The 20,867-nt window shown below is 72.5% G+C and carries 20 protein-coding genes; 10 read left to right on the forward strand and 10 right to left on the reverse strand.

Translation table 11 applies throughout. From position 1 onward, the window contains the following. Positions 1 to 10 precede the first annotated feature (10 nt). Positions 11 to 1,393, reverse strand: coding sequence for an Hsp70 family protein (locus AB0M79_RS26240; RefSeq protein ID WP_364218308.1), 1,383 nt, complete (start codon positions 1,391 to 1,393; stop codon positions 11 to 13). Beyond that, complete coding sequence (locus AB0M79_RS26245; RefSeq protein ID WP_364218310.1) at positions 1,377 to 3,452, reverse strand: Hsp70 family protein; 2,076 nt, start codon at positions 3,450 to 3,452, stop codon at positions 1,377 to 1,379. The genes AB0M79_RS26240 and AB0M79_RS26245 overlap by 17 nt, the downstream gene beginning before the upstream one ends. A 525-nt stretch (positions 3,453 to 3,977) precedes the next feature. Here AB0M79_RS26245 and AB0M79_RS26250 point away from each other — a divergent pair. Together AB0M79_RS26250 and AB0M79_RS26255 are read left to right on the forward strand one after the other, a co-directional pair. After that, a complete protein-coding gene (locus tag AB0M79_RS26250) occupies positions 3,978 to 5,915 on the forward strand; it encodes a sensor domain-containing protein (RefSeq protein WP_364218312.1) in 1,938 nt (645 codons plus the stop codon). After that, entirely contained in the window at positions 5,879 to 6,523 is a 645-nt protein-coding gene (locus AB0M79_RS26255) for a response regulator transcription factor (protein ID WP_364218314.1), read from the forward strand. The genes AB0M79_RS26250 and AB0M79_RS26255 overlap by 37 nt, the downstream gene beginning before the upstream one ends. 30 nt (positions 6,524 to 6,553) lie before the next feature. On the opposite strand, the gene AB0M79_RS26260 is transcribed toward AB0M79_RS26255, so the two are convergent. Beyond that, a complete protein-coding gene (locus tag AB0M79_RS26260) occupies positions 6,554 to 6,745 on the reverse strand; it encodes a DUF2795 domain-containing protein (RefSeq protein ID WP_364218316.1) in 192 nt (63 codons plus the stop codon). Positions 6,746 to 6,974: 229 nt separating this feature from the next. Here AB0M79_RS26260 and AB0M79_RS26265 point away from each other — a divergent pair, with 229 nt between their 5' ends. Next, positions 6,975 to 8,279 carry an erythromycin esterase family protein gene (locus AB0M79_RS26265; protein ID WP_364218318.1) on the forward strand — a complete coding sequence of 435 codons (1,305 nt, stop codon included), beginning with the start codon at positions 6,975 to 6,977 and terminating at the stop codon, positions 8,277 to 8,279. Here the strand turns inward: AB0M79_RS26265 and AB0M79_RS26270 are convergent. Together AB0M79_RS26270 and AB0M79_RS26275 are read right to left on the reverse strand one after the other, a co-directional pair. Beyond that, positions 8,261 to 9,121, reverse strand: a complete 861-nt coding sequence (locus AB0M79_RS26270; protein ID WP_364218320.1) for an enoyl-CoA hydratase-related protein — start codon at positions 9,119 to 9,121, stop codon at positions 8,261 to 8,263. The two genes, AB0M79_RS26265 and AB0M79_RS26270, sit on opposite strands and share 19 nt — an antisense overlap. Positions 9,122 to 9,202: 81 nt before the next feature. Further along, a complete protein-coding gene (locus AB0M79_RS26275; RefSeq protein ID WP_364218322.1) occupies positions 9,203 to 9,988 on the reverse strand; it encodes an AraC family transcriptional regulator in 786 nt (261 codons plus the stop codon). Between the two features lie 90 nt (positions 9,989 to 10,078). On the opposite strand from AB0M79_RS26275, the gene AB0M79_RS26280 reads away from it, so the two are divergent. After that, entirely contained in the window at positions 10,079 to 10,564 is a 486-nt protein-coding gene (locus AB0M79_RS26280) for a VOC family protein (protein WP_364218324.1), read from the forward strand. A gap of 45 nt (positions 10,565 to 10,609) precedes the next feature. On the opposite strand, the gene AB0M79_RS26285 is transcribed toward AB0M79_RS26280, so the two are convergent. Then, positions 10,610 to 11,341: a lysophospholipid acyltransferase family protein gene (locus tag AB0M79_RS26285; protein ID WP_357533098.1), complete on the reverse strand. Its 732-nt coding sequence runs from the start codon at positions 11,339 to 11,341 to the stop codon at positions 10,610 to 10,612. Positions 11,342 to 11,412: 71 nt separating this feature from the next. Further along, complete coding sequence (locus AB0M79_RS26290; protein WP_364218429.1) at positions 11,413 to 11,793, reverse strand: MerR family transcriptional regulator; 381 nt, start codon at positions 11,791 to 11,793, stop codon at positions 11,413 to 11,415. Between the two features lie 441 nt (positions 11,794 to 12,234). On the opposite strand from AB0M79_RS26290, the gene AB0M79_RS26295 reads away from it, so the two are divergent. Continuing rightward, positions 12,235 to 13,146 carry a Wzz/FepE/Etk N-terminal domain-containing protein gene (locus AB0M79_RS26295; protein ID WP_364218431.1) on the forward strand — a complete coding sequence of 304 codons (912 nt, stop codon included), beginning with the start codon at positions 12,235 to 12,237 and terminating at the stop codon, positions 13,144 to 13,146. 46 nt (positions 13,147 to 13,192) lie between these two features. Here AB0M79_RS26295 and AB0M79_RS26300 read toward each other — a convergent pair whose 3' ends face one another. Beyond that, the gene (locus tag AB0M79_RS26300) at positions 13,193 to 14,224 is read right to left on the reverse strand and encodes a PHB depolymerase family esterase (protein WP_364218326.1); all 1,032 of its coding nucleotides are present in this window, start codon (positions 14,222 to 14,224) and stop codon (positions 13,193 to 13,195) included. A gap of 147 nt (positions 14,225 to 14,371) precedes the next feature. Between AB0M79_RS26300 and AB0M79_RS26305 the strand changes: the two genes are divergently transcribed. From AB0M79_RS26305 to AB0M79_RS26320, 4 genes are all read left to right on the forward strand, one after another. Then, a complete protein-coding gene (locus AB0M79_RS26305; protein WP_364218328.1) occupies positions 14,372 to 14,659 on the forward strand; it encodes an SIP domain-containing protein in 288 nt (95 codons plus the stop codon). Positions 14,660 to 15,004: 345 nt separating this feature from the next. Beyond that, positions 15,005 to 15,337: a metalloregulator ArsR/SmtB family transcription factor gene (locus tag AB0M79_RS26310; protein ID WP_364218330.1), complete on the forward strand. Its 333-nt coding sequence runs from the start codon at positions 15,005 to 15,007 to the stop codon at positions 15,335 to 15,337. Further along, entirely contained in the window at positions 15,334 to 15,801 is a 468-nt protein-coding gene (locus tag AB0M79_RS26315) for an SRPBCC family protein (protein WP_364218332.1), read from the forward strand. The genes AB0M79_RS26310 and AB0M79_RS26315 overlap by 4 nt, the downstream gene beginning before the upstream one ends. Before the next feature lie 224 nt (positions 15,802 to 16,025). Then, positions 16,026 to 18,056, forward strand: coding sequence for a glycerophosphodiester phosphodiesterase family protein (locus tag AB0M79_RS26320; RefSeq protein WP_364218334.1), 2,031 nt, complete (start codon positions 16,026 to 16,028; stop codon positions 18,054 to 18,056). A 49-nt stretch (positions 18,057 to 18,105) separates the two neighbouring features. On the opposite strand, the gene AB0M79_RS26325 is transcribed toward AB0M79_RS26320, so the two are convergent. Both AB0M79_RS26325 and AB0M79_RS26330 read right to left on the reverse strand, forming a co-directional pair. Continuing rightward, the gene (locus AB0M79_RS26325) at positions 18,106 to 19,188 is read right to left on the reverse strand and encodes a carboxymuconolactone decarboxylase family protein (RefSeq protein ID WP_364218336.1); all 1,083 of its coding nucleotides are present in this window, start codon (positions 19,186 to 19,188) and stop codon (positions 18,106 to 18,108) included. 41 nt (positions 19,189 to 19,229) lie between these two features. After that, positions 19,230 to 20,015: an alpha/beta hydrolase gene (locus AB0M79_RS26330; protein WP_364218338.1), complete on the reverse strand. Its 786-nt coding sequence runs from the start codon at positions 20,013 to 20,015 to the stop codon at positions 19,230 to 19,232. A 251-nt stretch (positions 20,016 to 20,266) separates the two neighbouring features. Here AB0M79_RS26330 and AB0M79_RS26335 point away from each other — a divergent pair, with 251 nt between their 5' ends. After that, positions 20,267 to 20,815 (forward strand): DoxX family protein, encoded by a 549-nt coding sequence (locus AB0M79_RS26335; protein WP_357533080.1) that lies wholly within the window; start codon positions 20,267 to 20,269, stop codon positions 20,813 to 20,815. Positions 20,816 to 20,867: the final 52 nt, after the last annotated feature.

Below are 20,867 nucleotides of genomic sequence, written 5' to 3' on the forward strand. Positions count from 1 at the left end.
CCAGGGGGGCTCAGTACCGGGCCAGCGCCAGCCAGTCCTGGCTGGTCACGTCGGTCCCCGGCTGGATGAGCAGGCGTTCGAGGGTGCCGGGGTTGGCGGCGGTCAGATCCCAGATGGCACCGCTCGGCAGCCGGGTACGGGCCAGCCGGGTGCCGGCCGAATAGACCTCGCCGGGCCGGACCAGCCAGCGCAGCAGCCGGGTCGAGCCGCCGGGGATGCCGAACGACAGCGGTGCGATCCGTTCCGGTGACGACCACGCCGGCAGCGTCCGCGGCCCGCTGCGGGCCAGCCAGCGGGCGGCACCGAGCACGGTCGCCAGTTCGGGGTCGTCGGCGGTGCGGATCGGGCGGCCGAAGGCACGCCGTACCGTCTCGGTGACCGCCGGCATCCGCGACCCGCCACCGACCAGCAACACCGCGTCGACCTGGTGGGCCGCGACGTTCAAATGGTCGAGCATGGCCGCGCAGCACTGCGTCGTACGGCTCAGCAGCGGCGCCGCCAGGGTGGCCAGCTCGGTGCGCGACAGCCGGTAGGCGGGCACGTCCGGCAGCAGGTAGTCCTCGACCGTGGCGGTGTCGCTGAGCCGGTGCTTGATCCGCTGCGCGAAGTCGGTCACCGCCATGCCCAGCCGCAGCGTCGCGGGCGCCGACGGGCTGGCCGCCGCGGCCCGCAACAGTGGAGCGAGCCACTGCTGCCCGTCGCTGTGGATCTGGGCGGCCAGCAGGGCGTCGATGTCGCGGCCCCCGTCGTCGATGGCCGCGTGCCCGAGCACCTCGTGCCGGCGTTCGTCGATCCGCACCAGCGCGGTGTCGAAGGTGCCGCCGCCGAGGTCGTAGACGAGTACCAGGTCGCCGTTGCCCAGCGGTGGCCCGGCGACCGGGGCGAAGGCGGCCGCGACCGGCTCGGGCAGCAGTTCGACGGTTTCGAAGCCGGCCGCCTCACCGGCGGCGACCATCTGCGCCCGGCGGGTGTCGGCCGGGGCGGCTGCCGTGGGATCGAGCGGGGTCGGCGCATAGGTGGCCGGTACGGTGATCACCGCCCGCTCGATCCGCCCGCCGTGCAGCCGTTCGGCCTCCGTACGCAGGGCCACGAGCACGGCCGCCACCTGCTCGATCGGCCGGAACCGCCGGTGCCCGAGCACGGTGGGGGTGTCGGCCGCCAGGCCGCGCTTGAACTCCGTGGCGTAGGCCGTCGGATCGGACCGTTTGCGCTGCTCGGCGGGGCTGCCGACGAGCATCTGCGCGCCGTCCCAGTAGACGGCCGAGGGCCAGCTGCGCAGGCCGGTCACCGGCTCGGGCACCAGGGACACCGAGTCGCCGCGGACCACCACGGCCGACGACGAGGTGGTGCCGATGTCGATGATCAGCACCGGCTTGTCAGACGTCGTAGACATCGACCAGGCTCCGTTCCTCGGACTCCCAGTTGACCAGTAGATAGCGGCTGTCGGCGCTGAACCCGACCCGGCCCTGGTGGCCGGCGCTGCCGCGCAGGCGGAACAGTTCGTGGTCGGTGGTCGTGTCGTGTACGGCGACGACCGGATCGCCGTTCGGCGCGGGGCTGGCGTCGGCCCTCAGCTGACCGTCGGGGCTGGTGGTCGTCGTGCCGAAACCGTCCCGGCCGCTGAGCTCGGCGAAGCCCGGATGCTGCCGGCGCCAGTGCTCGTCGCTCAGCCGTTCGAGCCGGCTGCCGGTGCGCAGGTCCCACAGCGTTGTCGCGGCGCGGCGGCGCAGCCCGACCCCACGGCTGCCGCCCTCGGTGGCCAGCCGCCACGCGGTCTCGTCGACCAGGACCTTGAACGGCCCGCCGGGATCGCGGAACCGGGTGTTGAGCTTGCCGGTCTCCACCTCCCACACCGAGAACCACCCGTCGGCGTCCCAGCCCACGAGGCAGAACCGCCCGTCCGGGTCGACGAACACCCGGCCCCTGGTGGTCGCGTCCACGCCGGCCTCGGGGCGGAAGTCGCCGAGCACCGCCCCGTCGAGCAGCGAACGTAGCCGTACCGACGGGGCCCGGGTGCACTCCACCAGCAACTGCCGGTCGGCGTGCAGTTGCCAGAGACCTCGCGACTCCAGGTGCAGGCGGCGGTTGGGCGCGTCGAGCGGCATCCCCCCGCGGTCGCGGGCGGCACCGGCGACCATGACCGGGCCGACGGGTCCGCCCGCGGCGGACCGGTGCGAGACCAGGGTGCCGGACCGGGCCACGGTGAGGTCGAAGACCCGCTCGTCGGCGGTGCGGACCCGGGCGACCGGCTCGCCGGCCGCGAACGGCGCGCCCTCGGCGACCAGCCAGCGCTGCAGCCGTCCCACGCCGCCGGGGATGTCCCACGTGAGTGGTTCGACCTGCCAGCGGGGTCGCTCGGCGGGAACGACCCGGGCGGCCGCGCCGGCCGCGTAGCGGGCCGCGCCGCGCAGCACCGCCAGTTCGGGCTCGCCGGAGCGGCGTAACGGGTGGGCGGTGGCGCCGTCGCGGAACCCCAGCCCGTCGAGCATCCCGGGTACGACCATTTGCAGCCGGGCGCCACCACCGGCGAGTACGACGGCGGCGACGTCGGCCAGGGTGAGCCCGCGCTCGCTGACGAGCGCGTGGCAGCTCTCCACCAGCCAGTGCAGTGCCGGGGTGGCGATCGCGGTGAGCCGGTCGCGGGTGAGCCGGTGCGGCGGGCTGAGCGCGGTCAGGTGGTCGACGACCTCCTCGCCGCCGCCGCTGAGCTGGTGCTTGAGCTGCCGGATGAAATCGATCATCTCGTAGTAGGCCCGCAGGCCGGGGTCGCCGGGCGCGGCGAGCAGCGGTTCGAGCCAGTCCCGGGCCCGCTCCCGCAGATCGTTGATCAGTTGGGCGTCGATGTGGTGGCCGGCGGCGTTGCCGCGTTGCGACAGCAGGGTGGTGTGGCTCCCGTAGACCTGGACCAGGCCGACCGTCCAGTTCGTACCGAGATCGCAGACCAGCACCAGCGCGCCGGCCGGAAGGTTGTCGCTGACGTCGGGGTCGAGTGCGGCGGCGACCGCGTCGGGCAGCAGCTCGACGTCGGTGAAACCGGCTGCCTCGCCGATCCCGATCATCAGGTCGCGGCGGGGGTCGCCCGGCTCGTAGTCGGCCGGCACGGCGAGCGAGAGGCGGGACGGCGGGCTACCCAGCAGCCGCGCCGCCTCGGCGCGCAGGACACTCACGAACAGGGTCAGCGCGTCGACCCCGCTGATCTCCCGGTCCTCCAACCGCATCGAGGCCTGGGCGTCGAGCGCCCGGCGCGGCCCCTCGATGTAGCGGCGGGGCAGGGTGCGCTTGCACAACTCGGCGGCGGTGCCGACGACCGGCCCGGCGTCGTCGAGGCAGATGGCGGACGGCCAGCTCGACCCGCCCCCGGGTTCCTTGACGAGGGTGACCTGATTGCCGTCGACGAGCGCGGCCCGGGTGCCTGACGTGCCGAGGTCGACCACCAGGATCGGTTCGCTCACCGTAATCCCCCACACGTCGTCGGTCATCACTATCCGAAGTAGTGCGGGCATAGTGTCCGCGAGGGGTACACGTTCCGTCCAGCCTTGATACGGCACTGTGTCCGCACCCCAGACGGAGTGCGGTTACGTGAAATGAGGCCGTAACCGAGCAGAACCGGCCATCCGGTCGAGGTGCTCCGTCGAATGCCGTACGCGCGGTCGAACGCGAGTGACGGAAGGCTGCCAGGCATGACGCTCCGTGACGGTTCAGCATCCCGTCGGGCCGGGCGCCTGTCGGTCGTACCCGACGGTCCGGGGACCGGGACTGGCGACGGAGGTCAGCCGGCCGGGATCGCCCTGACCTGACCGGACCCGCAGGGAGGGCGGAAAGACTCTTACCTACCCAATCGGGCGCATATCACGGCTTGTCGATGTATGGGGGTCGCCAAGCTCGCCGTGACTGTCACCGGGGTGGGGCTAGCCACACCCCAAGGAGGCGCGCAGGGTCAATGCCGGCACGAACACCGGTCGGCCAGACTGGGCGGCATGACAGGCGAGCTGGTCCGGCGGCACACGGGGGCCGTCGTACGCGGGCTCGCCCTCGGCGGGCTCGCCGTCGCCGCGGCCGCCTCGTTCACGCTGCAGATGGCGCTCTTCGTGCCGGGGTTCATCCTCGGCATGGTCTTCCTGCTGCCCCGGCCGCTGGTCGTCGCCAGGTGGCTGCCCAACCTGGCCCGCCGGCTGGCCGGGCGCTGGTCCGGCGTCGAGATCTCCTCGCCGTACCGGCCGCGCCCGCAGCCGCCGCAGCCCGGTCCGGACGGGCTGTACGAGCGGGACCGGCAGCTCTACCGCAGCCCGTGGTTCCCGGCGTACATGGACCGGATCGACTGGGTGCTCGGCGACACCGCCACCTGGCGCGACCTGCGCTGGACGTTCCTCGAACCGGTCGTCGGCGGCCCTCTCGCCCTGCTGCCCGCCGCACTGGTCGCCGGCGGCGGGTGGCTCGGGTACGCCGGTGTCACCGGTCCGGCCGGGACCGGCTGGTGGGCGGTCCCGCTCGGCCTGCTCGCCGTGACAGCCGGCGTCACCGCCGCACCGGCGCTGCTGTCGGCGCACGCCCGCTGGACCCGGCTGCTGCTGCGCCCGGTGGAGCCGACCCTCACCCCGGCCAAGCGCTGGATTCTCCTGCGGCTGCTGGTGCTGGTCCGGATGCTCGCCCTGCTCGGCCTGACCCTGCTCGTCGTACCGGTCGCCGTGCTGAGTGCGCTGGCCGTCGTGCTCACCTTCGGGTTCGGCCTCATCGTCGCCTTCCCGCCGGCCGTCGAGCACTCCCGTCCGCTGACCAACCTCCGCCGCCGGATGGCCCGCTGGTCCGGCGTGGAGGTGCCCGAGCCGTACCGGCCCCGGCCGCCCCTGCAGCGTCGCCCCGACGGGCTGTACCAGGTCGGCAAGTCCCTGTACGAGACGCCCCGGATGGCGGCCTACGCGCAGCGGATGGACTGGCTGGTCAGAGATCCGGCAAGCTGGCGGGACATCATCTGGCAACTGCTGGACCCGCTGGTCGGGGGAGTACTGCTGGCGGTGCCGCTCGGTGCGATCGGCTACGGCATCTGGGGACTGGCGCTGCCCCGGTTCACGGTTCTCATCGGCCTGCGGGGCGACGACCTCGGACCCTGGCACGGCAACGTCGCCGGGAACGGCGCGATCGCCGTACCGGTCGGGCTGGCGCTGGCCGTCGCCGGCCTGGTCGTCGCACCGTCGCTGCTGCGCCTGCACGGCCGCTGGACGGCGCTGCTGCTCGGACCGACCGTACGGGCCAAGCTCGCCCTGCGGGTGCAGCGGCTCACCGAGACCCGGGCCGACGCCACCGAGGTGCAGGCCGCCGAGCTGCGCCGCATCGAGCGTGACCTGCACGACGGCGCGCAGGCCCGGCTGGTCGCCCTCGGCCTCACCCTCGGCGCCGCCGAACAACTCGTCGAACGCGACCCGGCCGTCGCCCGCGAGCTGATCGCCGAAGCCCGCGACAACGCCGCCCGGGCCCTGACCGAACTGCGCGACCTCGTACGCGGCATCCACCCGCCGGTGCTCGCCGAACGTGGCCTCGGCGACGCCGTACGGGCGCTGGCCCTGGACTGTCCGCTACCCGTCGAGGTGACCGTGGACCTGCCGGGCCGCGCGGAGGCCCCGGTGGAGTCGGCGGCCTACTTCGCGGTCAGCGAGCTGATCACCAACGCGGTGCGGCACGCCGGGGCGGGCCGGATCGCCGTCGACATCGGCCACCGCGACGACGCCCTGCGGATCGTCGTCACCGACGACGGCCACGGCGGCGCCGACCCGACCCGCGGCACCGGGCTACGCGGCATCGAACGGCGGCTCGGTACATTCGACGGCGTCGTGACCGTCGACAGCCCGCCGGGCGGTCCGACGACCGTCGTATTGGAGCTGCCGTGCGTGTTGTCCTCGCCGAGGACCTCTACCTGCTGAGAGAGGGGTTGTCGCGGCTGCTCACCGCGCACGGGTTCGAGATCGTCGCGGCCGTCGAGACCGGCCCGGAACTGCACCGGGCGCTGATCGGGCTGCGACCCGACGTCGCGGTCGTCGACGTACGGCTGCCGCCGACCCAGACCGACGAGGGGCTACAGGCCGCGCTGGCCGCCCGCCGGGAGATCCCGGGCCTGCCGGTGCTGGTGCTGTCGCAGCACGTCGAGCAGTTGTACGCCCGCGAGTTGCTCGCCGACGGGTCGGGCGGGGTCGGCTACCTGCTCAAGGACCGGGTCTTCAACGCCGACCAGTTCGTCGACGCCGTACGGCGGGTCGCGGCCGGCGGCACCGCGATGGATCCCGACGTCATCGCCCGGCTGCTCACCGGCACCGGCCGGGCCGGACCGCTCGCCCGGCTGACCCCACGTGAGCGCGAGGTGCTGGAGCTGATGGCGGAGGGGCGCTCGAACAGCGCCATCGCCCAGCGGCTGTTCCTGAGCGAGAGTGCGGTCGGCAAACACACCGCGAGCATCTTCGGCAAACTCGACCTGGCGCAGTCGGACGACGACAACCGGCGGGTGCTGGCCGTGCTGGCGTACCTCAACGGCTGACGGCCCGGTCCCGGCCGTGGGCGGCCAGGGTCAGCGGAGCGGGCCGAGCGCGCCGGTGACCTCGGCGGCGGAGCCGAACCGGTCGACCGGCAGCGAGCGCAGTGCCTGCATCGTCTTGGTGTCCGCGCCGCTCTCCTGCGCCCGCCTGATCAGATCCTCCTTCGACACCGGATAGTCCAGGCCGCTGAGCTGTTCCTCCCACGGAAGCTGCTGACTGGTCATGACCACCCCCGTACCCGCAAACCCCCGCCCACACTCCCGCCCCGCCCCCTTCGCGTTGATCAAGGAGAAAGCGTGCCCGTCTTGTACGGGATCGCCGCTCAACTTCTCCTTGATCAACGCGGCGGGCGGGCGAGCGGCGGGCGGGGCGGCGGCGGGGCGGCGAGCGGCGGGGTGGCGGGGCGGGGTGGGGGTGGGGGTTTGGTGGTGGTAGGGGTGGGTAGGAGTTGGTATGTCCTTGTATGACGCTAACCTCGGCGAGAACGACGCCGGCTGGGGTGGGACGTTGGGGCGGATCGCCCACCGGCTGGCCGGCCCGGACGACTTCGACCCCCTCCTCGCCCGGATCGGCGACGCCCGGATCGTGCAACTCGGCGAGGCGAGCCACGGCACGTACGACTACTACCGGCTGCGCGAGCAGCTCACCCGTCGGCTCGTCACCGAGTACGGGTTCTCGTTCGTCGCCGTCGAGGGAGACTGGCCGGACTGCGACCGGGTGCACCGCTCGGTCACCGGCGTACCCGGCGCCGACCCCGACCCGCAGGTCGCGTTGCAGCGGTTCGAGCGGTGGCCGACCTGGATGTGGGCCAACGCGGAGGTGGCCCGCTTCTGCCGGTGGCTGCGGGCGTGGAACCTCGACCGGTCGCCGGAGCAGCGGGTCGGGTTCCACGGTCTCGACGTCTACAGCCTCTGGGAGTCGATCCACGCGATCCTCGACCATCTGGGGCAGGACGACCCGCCGGCCCGCCGCGCGGCGGAGGAGGCGTACCGCTGCTTCGAGCCGTTCGGTGGCGATCCGCAGGTCTACGCGATGGTCGACGACGAGTGCCAGGGCGAGGTCGTCCGGATGCTCACGCAACTGCGGACGCGCGCCGCCCGGGACGGCGCCGACCGCTTCTCGGCCTGGCAGAACGGCGAGGTGGTCGCCGGGGCCGAGCGCTACTACCGGGCGATGGTCCGGGGCGGCCCGGATTCGTGGAACGTCCGCGACACCCACATGGCCGACACCCTCGACCGGCTGCTGACCTTCTACGGCACCGGTGCGAAGGCCGTGGTGTGGGCGCACAACACCCATGTCGGGGACGCCCGGGCGACCAGCATGACCCGGTCCGGGCTGGTCAACATCGGCGAGCTGGCCCGGGAGCGGTACGGCCCCGACGACGTGGTCCTGGTCGGCTTCGGAAGCTATCGGGGCGAGGTGATCGCCGGCAGTGAGTGGGGTGCGCCGGCACAGGTGATGGAGTTGCCGCCGGCCCGCCCGGGTTCGCTGGAGGACCGGCTGCACACGGTGCTTCCGGAACGCGCCCTGCTGGTCTTCCCGCGCGAGGATCGGCCGGCCTGGCTTGCCGCGGAGTTCGAGCACCGGGCGGTCGGCGTCGTCTACGACCCGGAGGTCGAACGCTGGGGCAACTACGTGCCGACCCGGCTCGGCGACCGCTACGACGCCTTCGTCTGGTGCGACCAGAGCACGCCGTTGCACCCGCTGTCGGCCCGGATGGTGCCCGGCGAACTGGAGACCTATCCGGCCGGCGTCTGACCGGGGCCGGGCGGGTTCCAGGTGAACCTCGGTGCGCGGCGCTCGTGGAACGCCGCGACCCCCTCGGCCAGGTCACCGGCGGTCCGCATCTCCCGCTCCCAGTACGCCGCCCGCCCGACACCCGGGTCGGCGCCGCCGTGCCGGGCCGCGGACGCCAGGGCGACGTACTCCTTCGCGGCGGACTGGGTGAGCAGGGACCGTTCGGCCAGCGTCGCGGCGAGGGCGCGTACCCGGTCGGCCAGCCCGTCGGCGGGCACCACATCGTCGACCAGCCCGATCCGGGCCGCGTGCGCGGTGTCGACGAGTTCGGCGGAGTAGAGCAGGTATTTCGCCGCGGCCGGCCCGACCAGTTCGACCAGCCGGCGGGTGGTGGGCAGCGGGTAGACCACGCCCAGCCGGGCCGGTGGTATCCCGAACCGGGTGCTGTCGGCGGCGATCCGTAGGTCGCAGGCGACGGCGAGCTGGCAGCCGCCGCCGACGCAGTGGCCACGGATCTCGGCGATCGTCGGTTTCGGGAACGCCGCCAGCGCCGTTTCGGCGACCACCGCGGCGATCTGGCCGTCCCCGCCGTCGCCGCCGACGCCGAGCAGTTCGTCGAGCGAGCCGATGTCCGCGCCGGCGCAGAACGTGTCGCCGGCCCCGGTCAGCACGAGCACCCGTACCCGGGGGTCGGCGGCGAGCCGGTCGAGCAGCATCGGCAGCTCCCGCCACATCCGTACGGTCATCGCGTTGCGCTTGGCCGGGTTGTCGATCCGGATCGTCGCGGTGCCGCCGGCCACGTCGAGCCCGAGCCCCGGACGGCCCGCCGCCCGGTTCCCGCCCAGCGTCCTGTCGTCGGCCATCGACCACTCCTCCCACGCGTGCACCGACCCTACCGGCCGGTAACGCGAGCTGGCGCCACACCCGCCCCGGTACGGCGCGGGTCAGGCGCTCACCGGCTGCACGTGGCGGCGGCAGGCGTCGGCGTACGCGGCCGGGGTCATCCCCACCGCCGCGCTGAAGTCGCGGATGAAGTGCGACTGGTCGAAGTAGCCCAGGTCGGCGGCGACCTCGCTCCAGTTGGCCGGCCCGTCCTCCGCCAGCCGGGCGGCCGCCTCGTGCAGCCGGTAGCGCCGGAGTATCCACTTCGGGCTGACTCCGACGTGGCGCTGGAAGAGCCGCTGCAACGACCGGGACGACAGCCCGAACCGGGTCGCCACCTCGTCGACCCGGACCACCGACCGGTCGTGCAACAGGGTGCGTACGATCCGCCCGACCCGCTCGACCTCGGGATCCGGGGCGGGCCGGCGGGCCCGCAGGTGGCGCTCGGCGATCGCCGTCAGCGTGTCGAGATCCGGGCCGGCGGCCGCCAGTTCGTGGGCCAGCCGGGCGGCGTCGGCCGCGCCCCAGAGCTCGGCGAGCGGTCTGGTCTGGCCGGTGAGCCGGGCGACCGGGCCGGCCAGGAACGGTGCGAACCCGCCCGGTCGGAACTTCACCCCGAAGACGTGGCCGCGCCCCCGGTAGCGATAGGTGAACACCGTGTCGCCGACCCCGGCCACGGCGACCGGTCCACCGGTGGCGAACAGGTTGACGCACGGGTGGGGGAGCAGGCTGACCGAGCCCTCCCGGTCCTCGGGCAGGTCCCAGCGGACCAGCCAGTGCCGCTCGACGAGGCCCGCGAGGTCGGCCGAGGCGGGCGCCCGGTCGAGGTCGAAGTCCCGGGCGCGCACGCCGAGCAGGCCGTGGCGGCTCGCGGTCGGCGCCGGTAGGTGTCGCGTTTTTCCAAGCGGTGGCCGGTCCACCAGAGCAGCATGCACCATATGACCGACAACAAAACCCCTGCTCGTGGGCCGGCACCGGCCGGCACGCAACGCCTGATGCCGTACGTCACCGTCAACGACTCGGCCCGGGCCGTCGACTTCTACCGCGACGTGCTCGGCGGGGAGGTGCTGACCAGGATCGACGGACCGGACGGCGAGATCATCCACGCGGAGGTGCGGCTCGGCGACTCGGTCTTCCAGTTGGGTGCCCCGATGCCCGACCTCGGCCTGGTCGGACCGCCGGAGCAGGGCAACGCTTTCACGTTGACGTACTGGGTCGAGGACCCGGACACCGTCTTCGCCCGCGCGGTGTCCGCCGGGGCGACCCCGCTGTCGGCGGTCGGCGACGCGTTCTCCGGCGACCGGATGGGAGTGTTCCGCTGCCCCTTCGGGCTGCGGTGGTGTGTGGCCCGGCACGACCGCGACATACCGGTCGAGGAGATCCGGGCCGCCGCGCTGGCCTGGACCGCCGAGGGCGACGACTGAGCGTACGGAGGTGGTGCCGCCGGACGGCCGGCGGCACCACGGCTGTCAACGGGCCGGTGCCGCGTCGTCGAGTGCCGCCGCCTCCTGCGGCGTCGGGGCGCTGCCACCCAGATGCGCCGGCTGCCACCAGCCGTCCTCGGGCCCGGACGGCAGGTCCGGATAGTCACGCTGGGCGCGGTCGACCAGCGTGGAGAGCGCGGTGTGCAGTTCGGCGGTGACCGCCTCCTGATCACGCTGCGTGGGTACCGGCTCGCCGATCAGGATCGTGATCGGCACGTGGCGGGTGAAGGTACGGGGCCGGCCCTTCGTCCACAGCCGCTGGGTGCCCCAGATCGCCATCGGGATCAGCGGGACCTTGGCACTGTGCGCCATCCGCGCGGCCCCGGTCTTCAGCTCCTTGACGGTGAACGACCGGCTGATCGTGGCCTCCGGGAAGACGCCGACCACCTCGCCGTCCTTCAACTTGGCCAGCGCCTCACGGTAGGAGGCGATCCCCGCGTTGCGGTCGACCGGGATGTGCCGCATGCCACGCATCAGCGGCCCGGATATCCGGTGGTCGAACACGGACTTCTTGGCCATGAACCGCACCAGCCGGCGGGCCGGTTGGGCGCCGAGACCGCAGAAGATGAAGTCCAGGTAGCTGACGTGGTTGCTCGCGATCACCGCCCCGCCCTGCCGGGGGATGTGCTGCTCGCCCTCTACCCTGATCCGCAGGTCCAACACCCGGAACATCGCCTTTGCGGTGGCGATGACGGGCGGGTACACCAACTCCGCCATGGGATGAACCTAGCCGGCTTCGCTGGGAGGCGCCCGGCAGCCCGCCCGGCGGGCGCCGGACCTACGCCCGGTCAGCGCCGGTGGATGTCGAGCTGGTCCTGCATCTGGCGGGCGAAGCCCTCGGCGGTGGCGAGTTGGTCCCGTAGCGCCTGCACGCGTGCCATCGCCGCCCGGTGGAACATCGCCAGCCGTTCGAGCAGGGCGGTCCGCTCGTCGCCCGGGTCGGTGCCGGACAGCGCGTCGAGCAGGTCGAGCAGGTCGCGCATCTCCTCCAGGGTGAACCCGAGGGGCTTCATCCGCTTGACCACGGCGAGGCGGTCGAGGTCCGGCTGGGTGTAGAGGCGGAACCCGCCGTCGCTGCGGGCCGACGGGACGATCAGCCCGGCCTCCTCGTAGTGGCGGATGGTGCGGATGCTCAACCCGACCCGCTCGGCGGCCTCGCCGATCTGCATGAGCTGGCTGGTTCCCTCACTCCGCTCGGTCACGCGCCCCCCTCACTTCGTTCGGTGTTCGCATGACGGTGACTGAGCTGGCTGGTTCCCTCACTCCGCTCGCTCATGTCACCTAGTGTCCATCAGTGTCCGACCTTCGGTTGACCGCCCAGATTGGCGTGCGTCCGGGCGCTCGACCCGGTCAGTCCGGTGATCTCGACGGTGGTGCCGTGGGCCGCGTACCGGGTGGACGATCGCGATGGCGGCGGCCATCGTGAACGACGCGAAGAGCCCGAGCAGACCCTACTCTCCGGTTAGAGGAGAGTTCCCCGATCCGTGCCGTGCTGATCGTCACCGCCCGCCTGTCGGGACCGGCGCATCTGTCTTCTTACGAGAGAGTAGAGTTCCCGACCTTAGGATGGTCGTCATCCAGGGCGGCGCACGGATTGTTGGGGGCCAGCGATCGACCTCTTCGAGATCCTGCTGGTGGCCGTACGCCGCTGGTACGTCTCCGTGCCGGCGGTCCTCGTCGCGATCCTGACCGCGGTGGCGGTCGGATTCGTCATGCAGCCCGAATACAAGGCGTCCGCCACCGTCCTGCTGATCCCGCCGACCGTGAACCCCAACGACCGCCGGCCGACCCCGGCGAGCGCCACCCCCGTGGAACGCAACCCGTGGCTCAGCCTCGGCGAGGTCGGCATGGCGCAGGCGGTCCAGGTTTCCGTCACCGCCCCGCAGGCCCGCCAGCGGGTGGAGGCCGCCGGTGGCGTCCCGGACTACGAGGTCGGGCACACCGTCCGCAGCGGCCTGCTCACCATCGACGTCGCGGCACCGACGCCCGAGCAGGTGGCGGTGACCGTCGACACGGTCACCGCGCTCATCGCCGAGGAGGTGGTCGAGCGGCAGCGTGACTACGATCCCGGCCCGGGCGAGGCGATCGGCACCCAGTTGCTCGACAGCGGCGCCGGCGTCGTCACCTCCCGCTTCCACATCCTGCGGACCCAGTTGATCGTCGGTGCCGTGGGGATGGTGCTCGCCACCGTGTTCGTGGTCTCCTTCCACGCGATCGCCCGCCGCCCGTCCCGGAGCCGCCGGGCGCAACTCGCGTCGGCCAGCCGGTCCGGCACGGGCAGCGTCGGAGTGGCCAGCGTGGGGGCGTCCCGGATCGACCCGGCGAGCCCCGAAGCCGCCCGGGTCGACCGGGACGTCCGCCCGGCGCGCCCCGGAAACGGCCGCGCCACCGGCGCCGCCTCCGTCGGCCGGGCCGGCAGCGTCGGAGTGGCGAAGGTCGTCGGACCGGCACCACCCTCGGCATCCGCGCCGCCACCCGCGCCGGCCACCTGGCCGCCCGCGCCGCCCGGCGGGCGAGGCTGAGGCCGTTACGCGATCCGGCCCGGCGTCCGGCGGCGGGCGAAGCGGGTCAGCCGTCCAGCCGGCGGACCATGTTCATGATGGTCTCCAACTGGGCTCCGCCCTTGATCGCGTAGTTGGTCGCGCCGAGGTATCCCCACCAGTCCCAGCAGCCGTTCGGGTTGACCGCCGACGGGACCGCCTGCGGGTACAGCACGATCAGGCGGTTGGTGTCGGCGTACTGGTTGAGGTTGGCCCGGTCGACGAAGGCCGTGCCCACCTCGGCGTGCCCCTGCTTGCAGCCGTGCAGTGCGACCAGCAGCCGGCAGGACTGGCCGGCGGCGCACGACGCCGGCACGTACGCGAACCCGGTCGAGCCCATGCTCAGCCCGGGCGCGTAGCCGTTCACCGCGAAGCTGCTCTGGTTGAAGCTGATGAGCTGCCCGCCGAGCGCGCCGGTGTTGCGCGGGCTGACCGAGCCCAGCAGTTTGCGCAGGAAGGCGTTCTGCGGGTCGGTGCCGCAGTCGTTCAGGTACGGCTGTGCGGTGGCCGAACAGCCGACCGTCCCGTACGGCGTCACCCATCCGTGCCCGGCCGGCGATCCGGTGTCGTACTGCACGCTGGCGCCGAAGTGCTGGTAGAAGTTGACCAGCGCGTCGTTGACCGGCTTCTTCACCACCGTGTCGCCGGTGCCGCGGAAGGCGTAGACGGGCCGGCCGGACAGGTTCGTGACCGGATCGATCCACCCGTACGCGGCCCACAGCGGTGGATACGTCTTCAGCGCCGCCAGGTTGGTCGGCCACAGGTCGTCCATGCAGCCGTACGTGGCCTGGGCGGCGTTGAACTGGGCGCAGTAGTAGGGGCCGGCGGCGAAGATCGCCGCACCCCTGATCCGGGCCGAGTAGGCCAGGTGCAGTTGGGTGGCCATGTAGCCGCCGGCCGAGACCCCGGCGACGTAGACCGCCGACACGTTGTAGGTGTTCAGCGAGCCGGGCACCGGCGGTCTGGTCGGTGGGTCGGCGGCCTGGGCGGCGGTCGTGGGTACGACGGTGAGCAGGGCCGCCGTGGCGGCCGCGGTGATGGCGCGGACGAGGAACTTCACGGGTCCTCCTGTTCCGGGCCGGGCCGGTGGGCGCGGCATGCGCCGAGGTTAGGGGCGGCGGGAGCAGGCCGTACATCGATGTGGGTGACATGTTTCGGCCGCCTGGAGTGTGGTGCACCCCACAGGTGGAGTTCGATCTAGCTCCAGGTGGTCGAGCCGTTCCCCACGCTGTGGCTCCGACTGTGGATCCCGAACCGGAATGGCACGCTCGTGCAGCGCGGCTGCACCTTTGCCGGCATCGACAGGTCGGACGCCACCCTCACCCTCGACTTCGTGCTCCACGACGTCTCCGGACCGGCCGGCGTCTACGCCTGGGCGGCCGGCGAGAAGAACCTGGTGAAGGCGCTGCGTCCGGTCTTCGTCGAGCGGCTCGGGCTCGACCGGCGGCAACGCTTCACGCGGTTCTACTGGATCCGGGGCCGGGCCGCCGGCTGAGCCCGGATCGACACCGGCTCGTGCGAACCCGCCACCGAGCCGAGCGTCGTCCGGAGGATCGCGCCGGCCAGGCTCATGTCGCCCTGCTCGCGGTGAACCCGGCGAGCGGCAGGATCACCTCGACCAGGCCACCGGATTCGTCGTTGGTGGGCGATGACGCCGCGGTCTGAAGCATGATCTGAAGCTGTGAACCGGTCGGACCCGCCACCATGAGGTCCACCGCCCGGGGCGAATGGGCGGACCACACCGGCGTGGGTGCGGAAAACCCCAGGTTCGGCTTGACGGCACTGCCGTGACCTGTATATTCAACTCATTGGTTAATCAACCAATTGGTTGAGAGGAGAGATGACGGCAGATCCGGTGAGCACCGTGTTCGCCGCGCTCGCCGACCCGACCCGCCGGGCGATCCTGGCCCGGCTGGCCGAGGGCGACGCGACGGTCAACGAGTTGGCGGAGCCGTTTCCGGTCAGCCTCCAGGCCGTCTCCAAGCACCTGAACGTGCTGGAGCGGGCCGGGCTGATCGTGCGGACCCGAGAGGCACAGTGGCGGCGCTGCCGACTCGACCCCACCCCGCTCCGCTCCGTCGCCGAGTGGATCGACCAGTACCGCCGGCACTGGGAAGGGCGGTACGACGTGTTGGACGACTACCTGCGTGAACTGAAGGAGAAACCGCGATGACCAACGACCTGAGCGTCGAGCACCCGTCCGACCTCGAGATCACCCTCAGCCGGGCCGTCGACGCCCCGCGTGACCTGGTGTTCGCCGCACACACCCAGGCAGAGCACCTGAAGCACTGGTGGGGCCGGGGCAATCCGCTCGACGTCGAGATCGACTTCCGGGTCGGCGGCAGGTACCGCTACGTCGAGCACACCCCGGACGGCGAGAGCCACGCGTTCCGTGGCGAGTTCCGGGAGATCGTCCCGAACGAGCGGATCGTGCAGACCTTCGAATACGAGCCGATGGCCGGCCACATCCTGGAGGAGACGGTGGTGTTCGAGGAGCGGGGCGGCCAGACCGTGGTGACGAGCACGTCGCGCTTCGCCAACAAGGAGGACCGGGACGGCATGGTCGCCTCCGGTATGGAGGACGGCGCCGCCGAGTCGTACGCCGTCCTCGACAGCTACCTCAAGACCCTCGCCTGACCGGCGGGCGTGGTGCCGGCCCCGTGCCGGCACCACGCCGCGTCCACCGAAAGCCGGGAACCGCAATTGCGGACATCAAGGTTCGGCGCCTGACCAGCCCGATCGATGCGAGGTGGTCGGCATCGGTTCACGCCGATGTCGACAGTCGATCGCCTGCGCGCCGCCCGGCCTCACCATGCTGGCCGCCGACCGGCGGGACCCGCCCGCCGCGGAGGGAGACCAGCGTGCGCAAGACACGCCGCATCACCACGGCGGTGCTGGTGGCGGCCACGGTGCTGGCCGGCACCCCGGCCCTCGCCGCCCCCGCCAAGGGCAAGACGTTCGACCTGCAGGCCCACCGGGGCGGGCTCGGCCTGCGGGTGGAGAGCAGCCTCGCCTCGTTCGGCAACGCGCTCCGCCTCGGGGTGAGCACGCTCGAACTCGACGTGCAGATCACCGAGGACGGCCAGGCCGTGGTCACCCACGACCGCCGGGTCGCGGCCAACAAGTGCGTCGACACCGCCCCGGTCACCCCGGGCGACCCCGAGTTCCCCTACGTCGGCAAGTACGTCAACACGCTGACCCTGGCGCAGGTCCGGACCCTCGACTGCGGCACGCGGACCCTGCCCGAGCATCCCGGCCAGCTCGCCGTGCCGGGCTCCACGATGCCGTTGCTGCGCGACGTGTTCGCGCTGGTCAAGCGGTACGGCGCCGACGACGTCACGCTCAACGTCGAGACCAAGGTCGAGGCCGGCGCGCCGCACGAGACCGCACCCCGCGAGCAGTTCGTCCAGGTCACCGCCGCCGAGATCCGGGCGGCCGGGCTGCTCAAGCAGGTCACCATCCAGAGCTTCGACTGGGGCGCGCTGATGCGGATGCGCCAGGTCGAGCCCCGGCTGCCGCTGGTCGCGCTGACCAACTACGACTTCCTGCAGACCGGCCAGCCGGGCCGGTCGCCGTGGCTGGGCGGCCTCGACATCGACGACTTCGGCGGCGACCCGATCAAGGCGATCAAGAGCTTCGGGGTGAAGACCTTCTCGCCGGTGCACGGGTTCCCGCAGAACGGCTCGGTCGCCGACCCCGGCTACCGGTCGTACGTGACGAAGGAGATGGTCGACCACGCCCACCGCAACGGCATCAAGGTGGTGCCGTGGACGGTCAACGACGTACCGACGATGGCCAAGCTGATCGACGACGGGGTGGACGGGATCATCACCGACTACCCGGACCGGCTGCGCGGGCTGATCGCCGGTCGCGGCTACCGGCTGCCGAAGGCGTACACGGCACCGTTCGACATCCAGGCGCACCGGGGCGGCAAGGCGACCCGGCCGGAGAACACCCTGCCGGCGTTCGCGAACGCACTGTCCAACAAGGACATCTCTACTCTGGAGCTGGACACCGGCGTGACGTCCGACGGCCACCTGGTGGTGTCGCACGACCGCACCGTCAACGGCTCGCACTGCGTCGACACCGCACCGGTCCGTCCCCGCGACCCGAAGTTCCCGTACGTCGGCAAGCCGGTCCGGGAACTGACGCTGAAGCAGATCAAGACGATCGACTGCGGCTCGAAGACGACCGAGCCGACCCAGGTGCCGGTGCCCGGCGCCCGCATCCCCACCCTCGACGAGGTCTTCTCGCTGGTGAAGGGGAGCGACCGGCCCGACGTACGGCTGAACATCGAAACCAAGATCAGCCCGCTGGTGGCGGACACGGCCCCGTACCGCAACCTCACGGCGAAGCTGGTCCGGGCCGTCGAGAAGGCGGGCTTCGTCGACCGGGTCACCATCCAGTCCTTCGACTGGCGGACCATCCGGCACGCCAAGAAGCTCAACCCGCGGATCGAGACGGTCGCCCTGGTCTGGCAGTACGGCCCCACCGAGTGCGCCGGCCTCGCCGACGAGTGCTCGCTCCGAACGGTGTACGGCGACCCGTCGGTGCGGAGCCCCTGGACCGGTGGCCTGGACTGGTGGCGTCACCGTGACCTGGGCAAGCTGGTCCGCGCCGCCGGGGCCGGCACGGTCTCGGCGAACTGGCAGGTGCACGACCCGGGGCAGGGCACGGTCGCCTCGGCCGACTGGTACCTGCGGGAGAACCCGGCCTACTACCACGGGCCGGACGTGCCGGTGCTCCAGCGGCGCGACGGGCTGAAGGTGGTGCCGTACACGGTGAACGACCCGGTGATCATGCAGCGGGTGATCGATCTCGGGGTCGACGGGATCATCACCGACGACCCGGAAACGCTGATCCGGGTCGCCATCCGCAACGGCCTGCGCTGATCGGCGCGGGTGGCCCGGCCCGCCCGGGCCGGGCCACCCGGCGGGCGGTTCAGGGGTGGCGGGCCGGCTCGCCGGGGAAGCCGGCACCGTCGCGGGGGCCGGCCAGCCGGGCGCCGATCCGGCGGCTGGCGGCCAGCGCCGCCCACGCGCAGAGCGCGACCAGGTCGGCGTCGGTGGCACCGGTTCGTCGGAACGCGTCGACGGCCGGCTGGTCCACCCGGTAGGCGGCGAACGCGACCAGCATCGCCAGCCGGCCGGCGGGGCGGTCGGCCTCCGCCAGCCCGGCCACCGGTCCGGCCAGCCAGGACGGGTCGAGCGGCCGGGCGGTGCCGTCCCAGGCGTCGAGTTCACGCCGCACGAGTTCGCGTACGGGGGCGGGAACCGCCCGGGTGGCGGCGGCCTCGACGGCGGCGACGGCGGCGCCGAACGCCGCGGCGACGTTCGGGTTCGGCGCGGTCCACCACAGGTCGGCGGGTGGCTCGGCGGCCGGCAGCAGGCCGAGCGAGTGGCCGGCGGGGTGCGGTCGACGGGCCTGCCCGACGATCAGCCGGCCGAGCACCTTCATGACCGGCCCCAACGCCTGGCGCGGCACCCCGGGCGGCAGCGGAATGTCGTACAGCAGCACGTTGACGACCCGGTTCAGGTAGTGCATCAGCACCGCGCTGCCCACGATCTCCGGCGTGTGTGCGGGCGGGAAGGGCAACTCCCGCCCGGGGGACGGCGTCGTCACCCAGTCCGCGATGGCGTCGAGGCGTGGGTCGGGCCGGCCGGCCCGCGCGCCGGGCAGCATCGCCTGCCGGCCCAGGCTCTGCGACATCTCGTCGTGCACGGTGATGCAGTACGGGCAGGTGTTGGCCCGCGACACCGCGGCCGCGATGGTCTCCTTGGTCAGCCGGTCGACGGCGCCTTCGACGATCACGGTCTCGCGCAGCAGCAGCCAGCAGGCGGCGAGCACCTCGGGTGCCGGGGCGTGCAGCGCGACCGGCGGCGCCAGCACCCCGAAGTCGCGCTCCAGCTGCCGGTAGACCTCGGCGACCAGGCCGCGCGCCGCGCCTCGGCGGACCGGGGCCACGTGCCGGACCTGGGTGAGCCCCAGCATGCCGAGCACCGGAACCAGGAGCTTCTTCGACATCGCACTCTCCTTCCGCCGGGGGCACATCGGTCGGTGGCGCGTCACCGCCAGCCGGCGAGGCCCGCCGCGAGCGCCGTGGCGAAGCCGGCCGGGTTTTCATCCATCATGGAGTGACCGGCGTCGGGCACCTCGTACGCCGGGATGCCGTGCGCCGCGAAGGCGCCGACGTCGACACCGGAGCGGGCGCCCACCACCACCGCCCGACCCATCGGCAGCCGGTAGAGCTGGTCCCGGAAACCGGGGTCGCGGGGTTGCCGCAGCGAGCGGCCGCTGCGGTGCATGGCGTGCGGTGCGGCGGCCCGGACCGCGGCGGCGAAGTTGCCGGCCCCGGTGTGCCCGTCGGCCGCGGCCTTCGCCAGCATCTCGACCAGTTCCCGGTGGCCGCGCTCGACGAACTCCGCCTCGTCGAGGTCGGCCAGGTAGGGGCTGAGCATGCCGCGCCCCCGGTCCAGCGCCGGTTCGGCGAGCAGCAGGTATCCGACGAGGTCGGGCCGGGCGGTGGCCAGGGTGATCGCGACGGCGCCACCCATGCTGCTGCCGACCACCGCGCAGCCGGTCAGGCCGAGGTGGTCGAGCAGGGCGGCGACGGTCGCGGCGTGGGCCTCGATCGTGTAGGAGAAGTCGGCCGGCCGGTCGCTGAACCCGACACCGAACGGGTCGACCAGGATCCACCGCCGGTCGCGGATCGCCGGATGCGCCGCGGTCTCCGGGAAGTCGGCCGACGCCGAGCAGGCCAGCCCCGGAATGTAGACGCCGGCGGGCCCGGTGCCGGGCAGGTCGTGGTAGCGAAGGGCACCGCCCGCGTCGGCGAGGTGCAGCGACTGCATCTGGCTCACCCCCCCCTGGTCGGTCCTCTTTATAACGAAAAACCGTTGTCCGGGACCGGAATCTTTCGCCGTACGGACAGCGCCCGCCGGGCCGACGGGGGTGCCGGCGGGCGAGGGGCTTTCGCCGCACCGACAGATGTGCACCGAGGGCCGTACGGCGTCGTTAGCGTCAATCCATGACTAGTGATGCGGTCCGTCCGGGGCACTGGGGCGGCGAAGTGGACAGTGACAGTGCCGGTTCAACCGCGACCGTGACCGCGCGGCGAGGCCCCGCCGACGCGACCACCCAGGACAACTGGGTCGCCTCGGCGTTGCTCGTGCTGCGGCTGGCCGTGGGCAGCACCTACCTTCTGCACGGTCTCCAGAACCTCTTCGGCGTGTGGACCGGATGGGACACCGCCAAGATGGCCGGATACCTGGAGCCGAAGGGATTCGGCGGCGCCTCGACGGTGTTCGCCTGGATCCTCGCCGTGACCGAGACGCTCGCCGGTCTCGCCCTGCTGCTCGGGGTGTTCACCGCGCTCGGCGCCTCGCTCGTGGTGATCATGATGGCCACCTCGGCGTCGCTCAAGCTCGGGGTCGGCTTCTTCATGCCGGGCGGGTTCGAGTGGGAACTGGCGGTGCTCGCCTGCGGGCTCGCCGTCCTGCTGGCCGGCGCCGGCAAGTGGTCCATCGACGCCTGGAAGATCCCGTCCCGTACGGTCTCCCGGGTCCGGACGATCGCACTCGGGATCACCATCGTCATGACGCTGGTCATGGTCGTGGTCACCTGGGGATCGCCGCCACCGCACGTGCAGTGAGTGTGTCGACGTCGGGGGTGCCACGGACGGACCGGTGGCACCCCCGGCGTGC

The sequence above is a fragment of the Polymorphospora sp. NPDC051019 genome (assembly GCF_040683055.1).
In the GTDB taxonomy this organism is placed as follows: Bacteria; Actinomycetota; Actinomycetes; order Mycobacteriales; family Micromonosporaceae; genus Polymorphospora; species Polymorphospora lycopeni.

What these genes read in the sequence shown, in the direction of transcription:
- AB0M79_RS26285 (WP_357533098.1), bottom strand. Translation starts at nt 11,341, where the DNA reads ATGGCGGAGTTGGTGTACCCGCCCGTCATCGCCACCGCAAAGGCGATG.
- AB0M79_RS26270 (WP_364218320.1), bottom strand. Translation starts at nt 9,121, where the DNA reads ATGGCCGACGACAGGACGCTGGGCGGGAACCGGGCGGCGGGCCGTCCG.
- AB0M79_RS26265 (WP_364218318.1), top strand. Translation starts at nt 6,975, where the DNA reads ATGTCCTTGTATGACGCTAACCTCGGCGAGAACGACGCCGGCTGGGGT.
- AB0M79_RS26290 (WP_364218429.1), bottom strand. Translation starts at nt 11,793, where the DNA reads ATGCAGATCGGCGAGGCCGCCGAGCGGGTCGGGTTGAGCATCCGCACC.
- AB0M79_RS26260 (WP_364218316.1), bottom strand. Translation starts at nt 6,745, where the DNA reads ATGACCAGTCAGCAGCTTCCGTGGGAGGAACAGCTCAGCGGCCTGGAC.
- AB0M79_RS26315 (WP_364218332.1), top strand. Translation starts at nt 15,334, where the DNA reads ATGACCAACGACCTGAGCGTCGAGCACCCGTCCGACCTCGAGATCACC.
- AB0M79_RS26250 (WP_364218312.1), top strand. Translation starts at nt 3,978, where the DNA reads ATGACAGGCGAGCTGGTCCGGCGGCACACGGGGGCCGTCGTACGCGGG.
- AB0M79_RS26240 (WP_364218308.1), bottom strand. Translation starts at nt 1,393, where the DNA reads ATGTCTACGACGTCTGACAAGCCGGTGCTGATCATCGACATCGGCACC.
- AB0M79_RS26280 (WP_364218324.1), top strand. Translation starts at nt 10,079, where the DNA reads ATGACCGACAACAAAACCCCTGCTCGTGGGCCGGCACCGGCCGGCACG.
- AB0M79_RS26330 (WP_364218338.1), bottom strand. Translation starts at nt 20,015, where the DNA reads ATGCAGTCGCTGCACCTCGCCGACGCGGGCGGTGCCCTTCGCTACCAC.
- AB0M79_RS26310 (WP_364218330.1), top strand. Translation starts at nt 15,005, where the DNA reads ATGACGGCAGATCCGGTGAGCACCGTGTTCGCCGCGCTCGCCGACCCG.
- AB0M79_RS26325 (WP_364218336.1), bottom strand. Translation starts at nt 19,188, where the DNA reads ATGTCGAAGAAGCTCCTGGTTCCGGTGCTCGGCATGCTGGGGCTCACC.